Annotated in this window: 11 protein-coding genes; 2 read left to right on the top strand and 9 right to left on the bottom strand. The window is 43.8% G+C overall.

All coding sequences use genetic code 11. The features are described from left to right. Positions 1-2 precede the first annotated feature (2 nt). Together uxuA and C5745_RS11240 are read right to left on the bottom strand one after the other, a co-directional pair. Positions 3-1,172 (bottom strand): mannonate dehydratase, encoded by a 1,170-nt coding sequence (gene uxuA / locus C5745_RS11245; protein WP_105717093.1) that lies wholly within the window; start codon positions 1,170-1,172, stop codon positions 3-5. Between the two features lie 10 nt (positions 1,173-1,182). Next, entirely contained in the window at positions 1,183-2,004 is an 822-nt protein-coding gene (locus C5745_RS11240; RefSeq protein WP_105717092.1) for an SDR family oxidoreductase, read from the bottom strand. 317 nt (positions 2,005-2,321) lie between these two features. On the opposite strand from C5745_RS11240, the gene C5745_RS11235 reads away from it, so the two are divergent. Then, complete coding sequence (locus tag C5745_RS11235; protein WP_105717091.1) at positions 2,322-2,666, top strand: cupin domain-containing protein; 345 nt, start codon at positions 2,322-2,324, stop codon at positions 2,664-2,666. A 98-nt stretch (positions 2,667-2,764) separates the two neighbouring features. Here the strand turns inward: C5745_RS11235 and C5745_RS11230 are convergent, their stop codons facing one another. The 6 genes from C5745_RS11230 to C5745_RS11205 all read right to left on the bottom strand — a co-directional run bounded on the left by C5745_RS11230 (position 2,765) and on the right by C5745_RS11205 (position 11,829). Then, positions 2,765-4,537, bottom strand: a complete 1,773-nt coding sequence (locus C5745_RS11230; protein WP_105717090.1) for a BACON domain-containing protein — start codon at positions 4,535-4,537, stop codon at positions 2,765-2,767. Positions 4,538-4,558: 21 nt separating this feature from the next. Further along, positions 4,559-5,497 carry a phosphodiester glycosidase family protein gene (locus tag C5745_RS11225; RefSeq protein WP_105717089.1) on the bottom strand — a complete coding sequence of 313 codons (939 nt, stop codon included), beginning with the start codon at positions 5,495-5,497 and terminating at the stop codon, positions 4,559-4,561. 43 nt (positions 5,498-5,540) lie between these two features. Further along, a complete protein-coding gene (locus C5745_RS11220; RefSeq protein ID WP_105717133.1) occupies positions 5,541-6,806 on the bottom strand; it encodes a RagB/SusD family nutrient uptake outer membrane protein in 1,266 nt (421 codons plus the stop codon). A gap of 11 nt (positions 6,807-6,817) precedes the next feature. Then, on the bottom strand, positions 6,818-9,910 hold the full coding sequence (locus tag C5745_RS11215) for a SusC/RagA family TonB-linked outer membrane protein (RefSeq protein ID WP_207795782.1): 3,093 nt from the start codon (positions 9,908-9,910) through the stop codon (positions 6,818-6,820). A 96-nt stretch (positions 9,911-10,006) separates the two neighbouring features. Continuing rightward, positions 10,007-11,086 carry a FecR family protein gene (locus C5745_RS11210; RefSeq protein WP_165793076.1) on the bottom strand — a complete coding sequence of 360 codons (1,080 nt, stop codon included), beginning with the start codon at positions 11,084-11,086 and terminating at the stop codon, positions 10,007-10,009. Positions 11,087-11,223: 137 nt separating this feature from the next. Then, positions 11,224-11,829, bottom strand: a complete 606-nt coding sequence (locus C5745_RS11205) for an RNA polymerase sigma factor (protein ID WP_165793075.1) — start codon at positions 11,827-11,829, stop codon at positions 11,224-11,226. A gap of 218 nt (positions 11,830-12,047) precedes the next feature. On the opposite strand from C5745_RS11205, the gene C5745_RS11200 reads away from it, so the two are divergent. Then, entirely contained in the window at positions 12,048-13,043 is a 996-nt protein-coding gene (locus C5745_RS11200) for a sugar kinase (RefSeq protein WP_105717085.1), read from the top strand. 48 nt (positions 13,044-13,091) lie between these two features. On the opposite strand, the gene rpoC is transcribed toward C5745_RS11200, so the two are convergent. After that, complete coding sequence (gene rpoC, locus C5745_RS11195; protein ID WP_105717084.1) at positions 13,092-17,369, bottom strand: DNA-directed RNA polymerase subunit beta'; 4,278 nt, start codon at positions 17,367-17,369, stop codon at positions 13,092-13,094. Between the last annotated feature and the right edge of the window lie 11 nt (positions 17,370-17,380).

Genomic DNA, 17,380 nt, shown 5'->3' with positions numbered 1-17,380 from the left:
ATTTATCTACTACCAATAATACCCAATTCCAGCCCCCGCAGCTCTGCCAATCCTCGTAACCGACCGATTGCCGAATATCCCGGATTGGTAACTTTATTTAAATCGTCCAACATTTGATGTCCATGGTCCGGTCGAAAAGGAATAGTTTTTTCGCGTTGCTGGTTTTCAGCGACCAGCTCTTTCATAACGGCATACATATCAACGTCGCCGTCTAAATGATCTGCTTCATAGAAACTCCCTATAGCATCTTTCTTCACATTACGTAGATGCACAAAATTAACGCGATGCTGTACCTGCTTAAATATTTGCACCAGATCGTTATCAGGTCCGGCGCCTAATGAGCCCGTACAAAAGCAAACACCATTAAACGACTTATCTACCGTTTGGATGATATACTTAAAATCCGCTAAATTACTTGCAATTCGCGGTAGTCCTAGGATGGCGTATGGGGGATCGTCGGGATGGATTGTCATTTTTATGCCATGCTCCTCACAAACATCGGCAATAGAAGAAAGAAAATAAGTAAGATTCTCCCGCAAACCATCGAAGCCAATCGCGGCATAGATATCAATACTGCGCTGCAAGTCCTCCAGTGACGGATCTTTCTCCCCAGGAATACCCATTAATACATTGGAAAGCAAAAATTTCTTCGCCTCGTCATCGAAAGTAGCGTAACGGCTTTCTGCCTGTTCCACAATTTCCGCTGAATAAGACGCACTAGCATCAGGCCGCTCCAAAATAAATATATCAAAGATGGCCAAATCAATCCAGTCGAAATAAAGTGCTTTTGATCCATCATCCATCACTTTATCCAGTTGCGTTCGTGTCCAGTCCAGCACCGGCATAAAATTATAGCACACCGTTTTGATTCCACATTCCGCTAAATTCCTCAATGTTTGACGATAATTATCTAAATAAAAATCGACCTGCTCCGACCGCGTCTTTATTGCTTCGTGCACCGTGACACTCTCCACTACTGACCATACGAGTCCTGCCTCCTCTATTATTCTCTTCCGCTCCAAAATATCCGCTTTTGGCCATACATCTCCGTGCGGAATATGATGCAATGCCGACACAATTCCCGTTGCTCCGGCCTGCTTTACATCTTGTAGGGATACTGGGTCATTTGGTCCATACCAACGCCACGTCTGTTCTAAAAATTTCTTACTCATATTATAAAACCTAAACTCCACACCAACTATTAAAACCACCGTCAACAAAGATGGTTTCACCTGAAACAAATGCCGAGGCATCGCTTAACAAATACACCAGCGTACCCTCCAATTCTGATGGATCTCCTAAACGGGAGAAGGGCGTTCCTTGTACAAACCTACCCGCTCGTTCCGTATAGCTACCATCCGGATTGGTCAACAACGTACGGTTCTGTTCCGTTAGGAACACACCTGGCGCGATGGCATTCACACGTACCTTATCACCATATCGCAATGCCAGTTCTGTCGCCATCCACTTCGTAAATCCGTCTACGCCGTGCTTAGCCACCGTATAGCCTAAAACGCGCGTAATCGGCAGGCTCGCGGCCAAAGACGATATATTGATAATCGAACCTTTTCCTTGCTTTGCGATAACCTCTCCAAAGACAAGTGTTGGAATGATGGTACCATATAGATTCAGTTCAATAGCCTTAATCGTATCGCCAATTTTGTTATCGAATAAATCGTCATTCGGTCCGATAGTCGCGCCTGGAATATTCCCTCCCGCTGCGTTTACCAGTCCATCTATGGTATTCCATTTGCTCAAAATCTGCTCTTTAGCTTTGCGGACAGAATGCTCATCCATTACGTCAGCGACAACAGCGAGCGCCTCTCCGCCCAATGCTTGCACCATTTCCACCCGCTCATCTGCCTTCTCTTGGCTTCTACCGATAATACAAACTTTTGCTCCTGCTTCCGCCAAGGCTTTGACAAAAGCTTTTCCCAAAATACCCGTACCGCCAGTTACTACGATAACTTTGCTTTTCAACGAGAATTTCTCTAAGATATTCATATGTAAGTAATTATTTTATAAGTGTTAACGGCCATATGGAATAGCACATGTATCTGTGTTCCGAAACATGCATATTTCATGTTAATATAGTCGTAAGTTTATAGCAGTCAATGTTAGCTTTTTTTTTAGTCATTCTCAACGGTTTACGCCATAATATTCACGATAACGATTTCGTATCCGCTAATTCGTATGGCGTCTTAGCTATTTTTTTACCGAGTATTATTCTTAAATTCGTTGACAGAAAGATATCAACTTAACAGTTTTGACGAAAAAGTTTAGTCGTCGAAATAAGAACAGAACATTCAAGAAAACACTACATGATAAGAAGTGAAAATTTTCAATTCGAGAAACAAGAGCAGTGGGAAGATCTTGGGAATGGAATAAAACGTCAGGTGTACGGTTATGACGACACCATTATGCTTGTAAAAGTACAATTTAAAGCTGGCGCGGTAGGCGAATTGCATAGCCACATTCATGCACAGGTGACCTATGTAGAGAGCGGTTCTTTTAAAATGACAATAGATGATGAGGAGAAAATAATAAGTAAAGGAGATGGATATTATGTGCCGCCGCATTCGGTACATGGATGTGTTTGCATTGAACCAGGTATGCTAATCGATGTATTTTCTCCCTTACGGGAGGACTTTTTACCAAAGACATAACGAGACGGAAGAACATACAATAACAAGAGGCTGCCCGGAAATGGGCAGCCTCTTGTTATTGTACTCTTTGATTAACCGGGTATTTGGTGAAAAAACTTTTATTGGGGCATAGTAGCTCCCATAGCTGCACTACTACGCGGCTTGCCGTTTTGATCATAGGTAATAACTTCAGCCGATAGGGCAGGATTATACGTATTACCCAAATTTTCAAGCTGGTCTGCGGACATTCCGGATGTCGCGGCGGACGAACCAGCGGATAATATTACTGTCTCGGCATACCCTCCGTTCTTGGCAAAATTGCCCAACATTGTTCCAAAATCAAATGTCTGTGCATCGATGACAGCACCATTGTTATCCAACAGCTGGTTACCGCGAACACTCGAAGAAAATGATGGATTAGCACCAGAACCTACAAATATATCACCTCCATTGCTAGCAGTATTACCCGAAACGATGGAATTAAATATGTTAAGTGTCGTATTGGCCGTCAACTCTACACCTCCTCCATTATTAAAGGCTTGGTTGCCTGTAACCGTACTACTGATTATATCCATTCGCGATGGCGCTGCGGCTGTTCCGTATAAGCTGATGCCCGCTCCATGACCACCGGTATTCCCGTAAAAGGTAGAGTTGACGATTATCGTCACCGAACGTTCTCGACCATAAATCCCCCCTCCTCTTCGGGTTTGACTAACATTGCCAACATCATTATTATTATGGGCAACGGTGGTATTGTAGATGTAAGTGTATGTAGGTTCTGACGACGAAAATGCATAAATTCCCGCACCTACGCCACTAATAGTATTGCTCGATATCTCACAATCGTAAAAATAAACCGTTGCCGCGTCATTAAATACCCCACCGCCATTCCCACCGTTATGGATGCCATTATTCTCTTTAATGGTGCTGCGTTCAAACCGGACTGTGGCACCTGAAAAGACAAACACACCAGCCGCATGAAATCCCGTTGTATTTTCCGAAATTTCGCAATCAATAATATCTACGACCGATCGAGCTACGATTACCCCCCCGCCATAGAAACGGTAGTACTGGGCACCATTAAGGGTAATATGTCCAGTACCGCTATTGGCTGCCTGTCCAAACTTAATGGAAAGACCTTGCAGGACGACTTTTTGTCCCGCTTGAACCGGAGCTGTTATGGCTACGGTGTGATACACCTTCCCGGAAGAAGTATTGCCACTCAAAACGGTCTCGTGCAAGGTCGGATCAGGCACAGCTCCTTCCGTCGCATCGGCCGGATATCCACCAATCAAGCCGATATTACTGTGGATCTCAAATGTTCTATCTTCCTCGTTACTCGAGTTGCCTCCCGTAATCGTCTTTGTAGGCGTATAGGTACCTGCTGCGATGTGGATAACATCGCCCGGAATCACTTCGTCTAGTGCTTTTTCCAACGTGGTTGCCTCATCCCAAGATAATCCTGAATTTTCGTCCGTCCCCGAAACCTTTACATAGTAATGCGTAATCAGGTCGCTAAGCTCCGCAGGTGCCTGAATAACACGAATTTTCTTTTCATGATCCTTAGTAATCCACACAGTTATCTCTGCGGTCCTTTGATCTGTGCTCCTATTCCGTCCAGCGTTGAATGTGATTTCACCGGTAGCTAACGCATTCTCCGACGATAAACTGATCCAGTCCGCACTACTTTTCGCACGCCAAGGTAAATTCGATTCTACATTGATTATAAATTCTCCACCCTCTTTACTCACTTCGATAGCATCGGTCTCCAATGAAAACGCTGGCTCTTGCGGCGTAAAACTACCTAAATCATCAATTTTCGAACAGGAAAAGCAAACACCAAGTAGTAACACGAAGAATATGCCAGTCCACTGATTCAAATATCTGTTCATATTATTTTCTTTAAAATGTTCTTATTCAGAAGTGATTAATAAACCGTTGGCCACAGAACGCTCCTGACCGCCATTATCTGTCGGCCAGTTGCGTATTTCAAAACGATCCGCAGAAAAATCGGGCGTATTTCGGATGAAGAATGTGGTAGAACCTCCCCCATCGAGATTAATCCCATTTTCCGCTCCCAACGCCTTCAAACAATGTCCCAACTCTTCGAACAACATGCCATTAGAATACCAGAAATTTCTGCCGTCAACGGCCAATATGAGTACCTTCTGACCGTCGGCAGAAACGCCGATACAGGTACGAGGCTCCACCGTAGTATCCATATGTGTGAGCACAGCTCCATCGCGCACCAGCGTTACGCTACCGCCGACAGCTTCTTTGATCACACCGGTCGCAGCGATACTAGGATACTCATCTCGGGTAGCCACGAACGCGTTTCCGTCGTGACCAATAGCAAAAAAGCTTCTTTCCCCACTATCGAACGTTGTCCGTAGAGCAACGCCCTGCTTATAAAACACACCCCGGGGAGTACCGTTATCCATATTATAAAAATCCCCATTTATACCAGCCCACACCCGTGCAACTTCATTATCTGCATGGATAGCTTGTTCTGTCATACGTTGCATGGCAAAGGCATTTGCATTGTTCGGAGACGAAGCGACGATATCCACGTTTGGATGGCTAAGGTCTACATCAACGACGAAAATCTTCATCGCCAAGCCCTTTTGTGATAGGTACTCTATTTCGCTGGCGACGACACCATCCGTTACCGTATACATCGTATCGGTGAATATTTGCGCAAAGAGATCCGTTCCGTCCACGAGCTTTTTGCCGGTTTCAGTTTTAGGTTCTGCCTTATATTCGAAATGATACTCTTTCTTGTCACAACTGTATTGAAGGAAGACGAGCGATATCACTAACGTCATCCACCATATATTTTTTGTCTTGTTCATCTGTTTATATTTTAATTCGCTCTCCAGTTAAACTTGTACACGATTAATACCCTGGGTTAGGTACCAGATTAGGATTCAACTGCAGTTCTCTGCCCGGAATAGGCAATACGTGCTGATGGTCGAGCAAAAGTAATTCCTCCTGTGCTCGTCCTGTCCTTACCAAGTCGTGGTACATAAAGTTTTCTCCTAATAGTTCGCGCTTCCTCTCCGTTAATATCGCCGTCAAGTAGTCCTCATCGCTAGCCGGAAAGATATCCGCTAAGCCTCTGAACCTTCGCAGCTCATTCAGTCGCTCCACACCTAATGATCTTCCCTTTGCTTCGGCACTAATGAGGTACATCTCGGCAATTCTGGAAATGATGAAAGGGTCGCGGCCGGTCTGTCCGCTTGGATATTTGTTGATACATTCCGTACCCGCGATATTAATTAACGAAATCGCCTTTCTATTATCCTCGTCGGCAAACAGTGCGATGGTTTCAGGAGTAGGTTTATATGCCCCCTGTCCTCTGTTGGGATGACCATAGGTATAAAACAAATCACTGATATTGATCCTCGATTCCTCCGTACGGTTCTCAAATGCGAAAATAATCTCCGTATTCGCCCCACCTCGGAATATACGCTCGAAAGCATCTAGCCGATACGCCCCACTAGTAATTAACCTTTCGGCCAGGTCAGCCGCTTGCTGATTTTTTCCCTGACTAAGCAATACCCTCGCTTTGAGGGCAATCGCTGCGTCGCTGGACACATAGTAATAGCTTGAAGCCGTTCCCAGTAATGTAGCAGCAGCATCAAGTTCCTCTTCAATAAATGCCCAGACCGCATCTATCGGATCCCGAGACACGCGCTCCAGCGTATTATTGCGTAATATGGGAACATCGCCCCATCGAGTTGCTAAGCAAAAATAAATGTACGCCCGAAAATAATGAGCCTCTCCTTTAGATAAGGATGCCAATTCCGCTTCCGGGAAACGCTCCGCCACCGCAAGCATATTATTCACTTGATACAGCGCGCTAAAGTAACCGTTCCAGCTTGCCCCGACAGTAGCGTTCAACGGACTCAATGTAGCGTTAATCAAATCTCTAGAGGTGCCCGAATTAGTCTGTATCGTTCCACCGAGCATATCAAACAGGATAAATGAGCGAACAGTCGGGTCATTTTGCACGCTATTGTACATACCATTTCGTACCGCAGGGACATCGCGTATATCTACCGCATCCGGCGAAATGGCCGCGAACGAAAACTGATCTAACTGGTCAGCACAAGATCCAAATAGTGCTATTGCCATCATGGCTATTATATATTTCTTCATCACTTTCATCTTTAAAAGTTTGCATTAAGTCCTACCGTAAAGGTTCGAGGTTGGGGTACGTTAAACGTATCCACACTAAAGAAACGTGGGTCCATATTGTTACTAACCTGTGGATCCCATCCCGGATAATTGGTAATCAGGAACAGATTGTCTGCTTGAAGGAAAGCCCGCAAGCCTTTGATGTGGTATTTATGCAATGTAGGCGTTGGGAAATTATAGCCTAACATGAGTGTTCTCAGCCGTATAAAAGATCCGTCTTCCAACCAACGGTCGGAATTACGTGTATTATTAATGTCGCCATTCAACGCACGTGGATATTTGTTCGTGGAACCCGGGCCAGTCCATCGGTTTTCCGCGTGTTCCGCCATGATTGCGCTATTATGGCCTAATCGAGCTACCTCACCCTGCCATTGTGCGAAGACATCATTCCCATAGACATACGACAAGAAGACATCTAAGGAAAATCCTTTATACCGGAAGGTATTATTCCATCCCCCGGAGAAATCCGGGTTAGATGATCCCATAACCACGCGATCGTTGTCATTGATAATGCCATTGCCATCCAAATCCCGCCACTTGACATCGCCGGCCCGTATGCCAATATCGTATTGCGATTTTGGAACCTCTCCATCATATTGATAGATTCCTTCCATTTTGAACAGGTAGTACGCACCAATCTCTTTGCCGACCTGCAATGCCCTATTACCCCCGATACTAATCGGCTCGTCATCCCCAATAAGCGAGGTGATCTTATTTTTGTTCGTTGCAATATTAAATTGGGACAGCCATTGGAACTGACCGAAGTTAAAATGCGTGTTGAGCGTGAATTCAGCACCGCGATTTCGCATTGAACCAATATTGGAGGTAATGGAAGTGACACCTGTCGTCGCATGTACCGGCATAGAATAGATCAGATCGGTTGTATTCTTCTGATACCAATCGACCATGACGTTTACTTTACCGTTCAACAGTCCGAGATCAAACCCGACATCATACTGTCCAGCCTTCTCCCATGTCAATGTTTCGTTTCCAAAAGTATTGACGGCTATACCGCTGTTACCAAGATAATTATATCCTCCCTCCATTAAGGCTTGGTAAACGTAGCTGCCTAAGCCGTCTTGATTACCGGTACGACCGTAGCTCATTCTGAACTTGAGATCTGTACCACTTCCTTGCATAAATTCCTCTTCCGAAATATTCCATCCCGCAGATATCGACGGAAACCAGCCCCAGCGATTGTCCCGATGAAAACGAGAAGACCCGTCGGTTCGCAGCGTACCTGTCAATATATAACGATCCAAGTACGAAAGCGTCGCGCGACCAAAATATGATTCCAGGGTATAAATACCACGTCCGGAAGAAGATATCGTCTCTGCAGCGGCACTCGCTACGACGAAAGACGGAGAAGGAAATCCTCTAGCATCAATATAGGTGGTACGGGTATCAATCTTTTGGAAAGAATGCCCGGCAATAGCATTCAGCGAAAAATCGCCAAACTTATCATTGTAAGTCAAAACATTCTCAAACAAATAGTTTCGAATCAGCCTATTACGATCCAACAATCTTCCCACCCCCATCCCATAAGGATGGTTTTCGTTGTAATAGGTATGGTCGTAGGTCTGTGTCACATCCGCATTAAACGACGATTTCCAAGATAGCTTATCTTTCCATTTCAATGTGGTATAGAAGTTCCCCAAATAGCGTAAATCTTCGATATATACTGTTTGCTCGTTAAGGATCTGCATCGGATTGTGATATACCAGCTCGTTAGTACCGCCAACGTAATAATCGCCATTTGGTTTGTAAGGTCTGTCAAACGGGCGCTGTTGTATAGATCGACCTATAATAGTCGTTCCAAGAGAAGCTCCGGGAATTTGATTATTCCGCACATAATTCGCTGAATTATTCGTTCCAATTTCCAACCAAGGTGCTACTTCATAACTCATCTTCCCTCGCAAGTTGATTTTGTCCATGGAGTTGGTCTTGATGACGCCCTCCTGTGTGGTATACGCTGCGGCGAAGTAGTTTTTCATCTTCTGTGTTCCGCCCGAAACAGCTGCATCTACTGTAAAAAAAGAACCTGTTTGCGTAATAACATCCATCCAATCCGTGTCAGGCAGGTTGCCAAATGGATTAGAAATAGGTAATTTGTATCCGGAGTTACCGATCTGTAGCCCGTACTGTTCATTGTAATTGGCGATCCCTTCATTCATACTTTTCACATACAGTTCGGAATCCGCCATTTTAATTTTATTCAAATAAGGGAATTGTGTCATACCGCCATTCACATTGAGACGTATATCCGCACGCCCCTCCTTTCCCGAACGGGTCGTAATCACCACAACCCCATTGGTTCCCCTGGAGCCGTAGATGGCGGCCGAAGCAGCATCCTTCAATATCTCGATCGACTCGATATCGGCTATGTTCAACGTAGCCAAAGAACTCATAGATTCACCAAAATCATACAGGTTACTATTCGTATTGGTAATCGGCACGCCATCAATGACATACAGCGGCTCATTACTTGCACTCAGCGAGGATATCCCGCGTATACTGACCCGCTCTCCGCTTCCTAAATTTCCTGATCCTGTTGCCGTAGAAACCCCAGCGATTCGACCGTCCAACAATTGAGCAGGGCTATTTACAGGACGCATAGTAGATTCATCTACATTCATTTTACTAATAGCACTCGTAACCAATGCTCTTCGCTGTGTACCATACCCAACGACCACGACCTCCTCTACTTTTTCACTAACTTCTGACATCCGGACAAGCAAAGAATTATTATCGCCAGCCCGCACCAAAAAGTTGCGCTCGAGGTATCGTTCATATCCTATTCTATTGAACGCTATATGGTAAGAATTTCCAGCCGTTAACCCCGCCAGAGAAAAGATACCTTTGTCGTTTGTAGAGGCTTGAAAACGCCGGCTTTGTAAACTATCCACGACTTCCACCGTAACGCCCGTCAACGGCTGTCCACTGTTATCCATAACGGTTCCCCGGATGATAGTAGACTGTTGTGCGAAAGACATCAGGGGTACCATTAACCATAGCATCACCGCATATTTCCCCATCATAAACAATACTTTGTTCTTCTGCTTCATAACATCTAGTTCATTTTTAAACATTAAAAATTGGACAAAACGGTTCTTTCCGACCTACCCCGGTCGACTCATACTTTTTATTCATATCATCATTTTTTAATTGTTTTTCTCTATTCGGATTGTACGTTCTTCTTTATGATAAATCAAATCGTTCATATTACATATAATGTTCAGTACCACTTCCAAAGAATCCGTAGGCTGAAATTCGCCTGTAAACGACAATTGGTGTACCTCCTGCGCTAAGACATCGATGTTTACATCAAATTCTCTTGCAATGCAACTAAATACTTCATCTAGCGGGGTTTTATCAAAACGCAGTAAATCACTTCTCACCTCTTCGGATATCTTTTCTATCTTCTTGCTTCGTACCTTCTTTTTAGGAACAGAAATAGATTGGTCTAGTCGATTCGAAACTGCCCAGAGACCGCTGAGTGAATTGACACGAAGTTCTTCGCCCGGTTCCAAATAAACATCAGACAATGCTACCGAGCTTTGAGGCGAAGAGCGTACAACGACTTTGCCCGAAATCAGATTCACCTTAAACACTTTTGTATGATAAGCACTAATAGAAAAGGTGGTTCCCAAAGCCGTCGTTGAGTACCCGTCTGCCCAAACTGTAAATGGCCTCAACGTATCTTTCGCCACGTCAAATGTAGCCTTCCCATCTAAAAAGACTTCACGTTTGTTTACGTCAAAATGAGACAGATAAGTAATCGAACTTCCTGATGTCAAGGACACCTTAGAGCCGTCTTCCAACCGCAGGATAAGATCTTCTTGGTTCAGGTTTCTATGTACGATGGTATCTAACTTTGAAATAGACGTCGATACCATCGCCTCCTTCGATCTGCTATCCATTAAATATAGGGACATTCCCCATCCGAATAGCATCAATACGGCTACAGCGACCGCAATCCGTATATAGGGACGAATACGGTGTATACGCGTGATTGGCGTCTTCTCTTTAATGTCAGTGATCGATTCTATTTGTGCAAAGATGTGTTCGGCACGTTCAACTCCCAAATCATCCTCAGATGGTTCATCTGCAAAAAACGCTTGCTCCATACGGCTTCTCCATTCAGGCTTATGCTGTTCAAGATAGCGGAGTATCTCTTTCTTCTCTTTTTCGGTCGCTTCTCCCCGCCAAAATTTCTCAACCAAATAGGTTATTCTATCCATGGACATCTACGCTTAGACACAACATTTTGTCAGGGTTATACATTTATAATGACGTATTGCAGGAGCTAGGTTTATCCAAGCCTCTATAATTAAATACTCCTATTGGTAAAAAAGGGGATAGTTTTTCGATAAAAAAATTAAAAATTATCCGAAAAAGCCTTTGTAATTACAATAACCGTGTAAAGATGGGGGTACTTGAGTGTGATATAGTCTCTGATGGCTCGATTGGATTGCTTGAGGTAATCCCCTACAGAGACCGTAGATATTCCCATTATGGACGCTACTTCCTCTTTTGCCTTTCCTTCAAAACGACAAAGTTTGAACACCTCCTTTTTACGGGCTGGAAGTGCATTGACCGCTTCTTCAACAATCGTCCATTGGGAGAGGTATTCCTCTTCGTTGACAGTCTCGTCGGGAAGCATATGTTCATAATCGGTGTATTCTTCTACATAATCAAGGGATTCTTTCAGTCTCTTTTTCAAGAAAGTCGTAGCTTTGTTAAAACTTACGACAAACAGCCATCCCCCTACCGATCGGTCGGACTTGATCCTAGACCGATGTTCCCACAAAGCAACAAATACCTCTTGGAGAATATCCTCAGCATGCTCCGGCTGTTTTACTATTTTCAGAATGTTGGCGTAGACCGGTCTGCGGTATCGGTCATATAGCGAACGAAACGCCTTTACGGATCCTTCGGTAAGGGCACTGGCCAGCTCTTCATCAAACAGATTTGAACGCATCATAAAGTTAATAGGTGTACTAAACAAATGTACAAAATCCAACATTAGCCACAAAAGTATTTAAAAGCCTTTGGGTCTCAGACAAAAATGATGTTACGAAATTATGAATTTTGACAGGCATCCGGTGATTGGATATGAGATAGAATGGCAACGATTTCGTAGACAACACTATAAAGTTTAAAAAAATAGCGCTATTTTCACTTCCAAAATAAATTTTATTCATGAATCTTATATTATCTTTTGGCGAGATATTAGTCAGACAACAGAGTCTTGGAAACACATTCTTTGACAAAACGGATAACCGTTTAGAGATTTTTCCTGGCGGATCGGAGGCGAATGTAGCAGCCTCCCTAGCACAAATGGGGGATAACGTAGCTTATTGTAGTGCGTTACCACAAAATGCTTTATCCGATGAAATCTTAACTATACTTGGTAGTCTCGGCGTACATACTAGCAAAGCACTGCGTATCGGCGATCGGCTAGGCACCTATATTTTGATGTCTGCGAATGGTTTATCCAAAGGCGAGGTCATTTATGACCGTAAATATTCCAGCTTTAGCCAGTTAACTAAACAGGATATCGACATAGATAAGTTCTTCGAAGGCGTTTCCTGGTTCCATTGGACGGCACTTACACCGGCCCTTAACCAGAATATGGCAGATCTCATGGCTGTCTTGCTTCAAGAGGCATCTAACCGTAACATTACGATCTCTGTCGACTTAAATTACCGGAACCGTTTATGGCAGTATGGCAAAGAGCCTATCGATATCATGCCGCAACTCGTTGCTCATTGCGATGTCATTATGGGAAATATTTGGGCGGCAAACAAAATGCTTGGGACAGCTGTTGACGAGTCGTTTAACAGACAGACGCCTCGTGAAATATATCTCCATGCAGCTGAAGAGTCTGCTAAAGAAATTTTTCAAAAATATTCAAAATGTAAACATGTTGCATACACGTTTCGCTTTATGGATACCCCAAATCATAATCTATTTTATGGAACGTACCATACGCCCGCAGAGCATGTCAGCTCTGACGTTATGGAAACTTTCGAAGTTATTGACCGGATAGGCAGTGGGGACGCGTTTATGGCGGGATATATCCACGCCCTGATCAACAAAATGGCACCGCAGGAAGTTATCGATACTGCAACAGGAGCGGGTTATCATAAGTTGTTTGTGAAGGGTGATTTTGGTGACGGGAAGATAAAGCAATAAAAAAAGGCAGCGATTTTGCTGCCTTTTTTATTAAATTATGAACTCTCGCTAATCTTCTTCTTTCGAAGCCAATAACTGATCGTACTCTTCACGCGAACCAACGATGATATTGCTATACTCACGTAAACCAGTTCCTGATGGAATCAAGTGACCTACGATTACGTTTTCTTTCAATCCTAACAAATCGTCACGTTTACCTGCGATAGCAGCTTCGTTTAAGACTTTCGTTGTCTCTTGGAAAGACGCAGCCGAAATAAACGACTTCGTACCCAATGACGCACGCGTGATACCCTGTAATAATGGGCTTGAAGTCGCTGAAATAGCATCACGAACCTCTACGGTTTTCAAGTCCTGACGACGTAAGCTGGAGTTTTCCTCACGAAGTTTACGCATGGTTACAATTTGACCAGCTTTCAACTCTTTCGAGTCTCCCGCGTCAACGACAACTTTTTTATCAAACAACGCGTCGTTTTCTTCCATGAAGTCCCATTTGTTCACGGCTTCCTTCTCTAAGAAACGTGTATCTCCCGGATCCTCAATATTCACTTTTTGCATCATCTGGTGAACGATAGTTTCAAAGTGCTTATCGTTGATTTTTACCCCTTGTAAGCGATAAACTTCTTGGATACCATTTACGATATATTCTTGAACTGCCGCTGGACCTTTAATGGAGAGAATATCGACTGGCGAAATAGAACCATCTGACAATGGCATACCTGCTTTTACAAAATCATTATCCTGTACCAAAATATGCTTAGAAAGTGGCACCAAGTATTTCTTGATCTGTCCATCTCTGGATTCTATCGAAATCTCACGATTCCCACGTTTAACACCACCTAGTGTAACGACACCATCAATTTCTGTAACAACTGCAGGATTAGACGGATTCCGTGCTTCAAACAACTCGGTTACACGAGGAAGACCCCCGGTGATATCACGTGTTTTACCGGTAGCTCGAGGAATCTTCGCTAAGATAGTTCCTTCTTTGATTTTTTTCCCATCCTGAACCGAGACGTGGGCTCCCACTGGAATGTTGTATGAGCGTAAGGTATCACCTGCCAAATCTACAATCTTAATCGTAGGGTTCTTGGTTTTGTCACGTGTCTCAATGATAACTTTCTCTTTGTGTCCAGTTTGTTCATCAGATTCGTCACGGAAGGTTACACCTTCAATAATTGCTTCAAATTCAATCTTACCCGGGAACTCAGAGATGATTACCGCATTATACGGATCCCAATCTGCTAATACTTTACCCTTTTCTACCTTATCGCCCTCGTTCACATATATGCTTGCGCCGTAAGGGATAATCTGGTTGTATAGTACTTTTTTGTCGTCGCTTACGATACGAAGTTCTCCAGAACGTCCTATTGCAATTTGGAAAGGTCCTTCTTCGCCTTCTTTGGCAACAGAACGTACATTTTCGAATTCAACCTTACCATCGTATTTCGCCACAATAGTGGAGTCTGCCGCGATATTCGACGCCGTACCTCCCACGTGGAATGTACGTAACGTCAACTGTGTACCTGGTTCACCTACCGACTGTGCAGCGATAACACCGACCGCTTCACCCATTTGTACCCGCTTACCAGAGGCAAGATTTCGTCCATAGCACGCGGCACAAACGCCCCGCTTAGCCTCACAAGTCAATACAGAACGGATTTCGACGCCTTCAATACCCGCTTCATCAATCGCCGTCGCTATTTCTTCGGTGATATCTTCGTTTGCGGCAACAATCAGATCGCCCGTTGTTGGATGGTAGACATCATTTAATGGTGTGCGCCCTAAGATACGATCGTACAAAGGTTCGACAATGTCATCATTTTCTTTAAGCGCCGTTTTATATAAACCACGTAATGTATTACAATCTTCTTCCACAACGATCATGTCTTGCGCAACGTCGTGTAAACGACGAGTCAAATAACCCGCATCAGCCGTTTTCAACGCCGTATCGGCAAGACCTTTACGCGCACCGTGGGTAGAAATAAAGTACTCCAATACCGACAAACCTTCCTTGAAGTTTGACAAGATCGGGTTCTCGATAATCTCACCACCTGAAGTGCCCGACTTCTGCGGTTTTGCCATCAAACCACGCATACCACACAACTGACGAATCTGTTCTTTAGAACCACGAGCGCCTGAATCCAACATCATATAAACAGAGTTAAATCCTTGGTTATCGTTGGAAAGAATATCCATCACGTATGCCGTCAATCGGTTGTTGATACGTGTCCAAATATCGATAATCTGATTATAACGTTCGTTGTTCGTAATGAAACCCATGTTATAGTTGTTCATTACCTCTTCAACTTCGCCAGTCGCTTGCTCAATCAAATCTGCTTTTGCAGCAGGGATATTCAGATCTTGTAAGTTGAATGACAAACCACCTTTAAAGGCTGTTTGGAATCCTAGCTCTTTCATATCATCCAAGAACTGTGCTGCACGAGCCATACCCGTATTCTTCACAATATCTCCGATGATATTACGCAATGATTTTTTAGTTAAGAGTTCGTTGACATAACCGGTCTCATCAGGTACGATCTGGTTAAAGATAACCCGACCAACCGTAGTTTCGATAATACTTTCAACGATTTCACCGTCTTTATTTCTAGTTTTCGTTTTTACTTTGATAAAAGCGTGCAGATCAATTTTATTCTCGTTCAAGGCAATGATCACCTCTTCCGGAGAATAAAACGTCATTCCTTCACCCCTTACTTTCTGGTCTTCGGTAGATTTACGGCCTTTCGTAATATAGTAAAGACCCAATACCATGTCCTGCGAAGGAACCGTTACCGGAGAACCGTTTGCTGGATTAAGAATATTATGCGAAGCCAACATCAATATCTGAGCCTCCAAAATCGCGGCATTACCCAACGGTAAGTGAACCGCCATCTGGTCACCGTCAAAGTCGGCATTGAACGCAGTACACACCAACGGGTGTAACTGAATTGCTTTACCCTCTACTAACGTAGGTTGGAAAGCTTGGATACCCAAACGGTGAAGCGTCGGCGCACGGTTAAGCAATACAGGGTGTCCTTTCAATACATTTTCTAGGATATCCCATACCACCGGATCCTTGCGGTCAACGATTTTCTTTGCAGACTTGACGGTCTTTACGATACCTCTTTCAATCATCTTGCGGATGATGAACGGTTTGTAAAGCTCCGCAGCCATGTCTTTAGGAAGACCACACTCGTGCAATTTCAAATGTGGACCAACTACAATAACCGAACGAGCCGAGTAATCCACACGCTTACCCAATAAGTTTTGACGGAAACGTCCTTGCTTACCCTTCAAGATATCGGACAACGATTTCAACGCGCGGTTACCTTCTGTTTTCACAGCGTTCACTTTACGCGAGTTGTCGAACAAAGAGTCAACTGCTTCCTGAAGCATACGTTTTTCATTCCGTAAGATTACTTCGGGCGCTTTGATTTCGATCAAACGTTTTAGACGGTTGTTACGAATAATCACACGACGATAAAGGTCATTCAAATCCGACGTCGCAAAACGACCACCGTCCAACGGCACTAATGGACGCAATTCGGGTGGAATAATTGGAACGATTTTTACAATCATCCATTCCGGACGGTTTTCAATACGCGTGTTGGCTCCGCGGAAAGCTTCTACAACGTGAAGACGTTTCAATGCCTCATTTTTACGCTGTTGCGAAGTCTCATTCGCGGCTTGATGGCGTAAATCGTACGACAATTGATCTAAATCAATACGTTTCAAAAGTTCCTCCATTGCCTCAGCTCCCATCTTGGCGATGAATTTCTGAGGATCGGTATCATCCAAATACTGGTTTTCTTTGGGTAGCGTATCTAAAATATCTAGATACTCTTCCTCCGTCAAGAAATCCATGTAAGAAATGCCATCATCTTCTTTGATACCCGGTTGAATAACCACATATCTTTCGTAGTAGATAATCATATCCAACTTCTTGGTCGGAAGTCCTAGTAAATAACCAATTTTATTAGGAAGGGAGCGAAAATACCAGATATGTGCGACAGGAACCACCAAATTAATGTGTCCCATGCGCTCACGACGTACTTTTTTCTCAGTTACCTCGACACCACAACGGTCACATACGATACCTTTATAACGAATACGTTTGTATTTACCACAGTGACATTCATAGTCCTTTACCGGACCAAAGATACGCTCACAGAATAAACCATCACGCTCAGGTTTGTAGGTACGATAGTTGATCGTCTCTGGCTTTGTAACCTCACCGCTAGAGCGTTCCAAAATTGTTTCCGGAGAAGCCAAGCTGATGGTAATCGACGTGAAGTTACTTTTAATTTTATTATCTTTTTTGTAAGACATACTTTATAAAA

It is taken from the genome of Sphingobacterium haloxyli, assembly GCF_002980525.1.
Taxonomy (GTDB): domain Bacteria; phylum Bacteroidota; class Bacteroidia; order Sphingobacteriales; family Sphingobacteriaceae; genus Sphingobacterium; species Sphingobacterium haloxyli.
The sequence above is the reverse complement of the archived record's forward strand: the minus strand, read 5'-3'. Positions and strand labels throughout refer to the sequence as shown.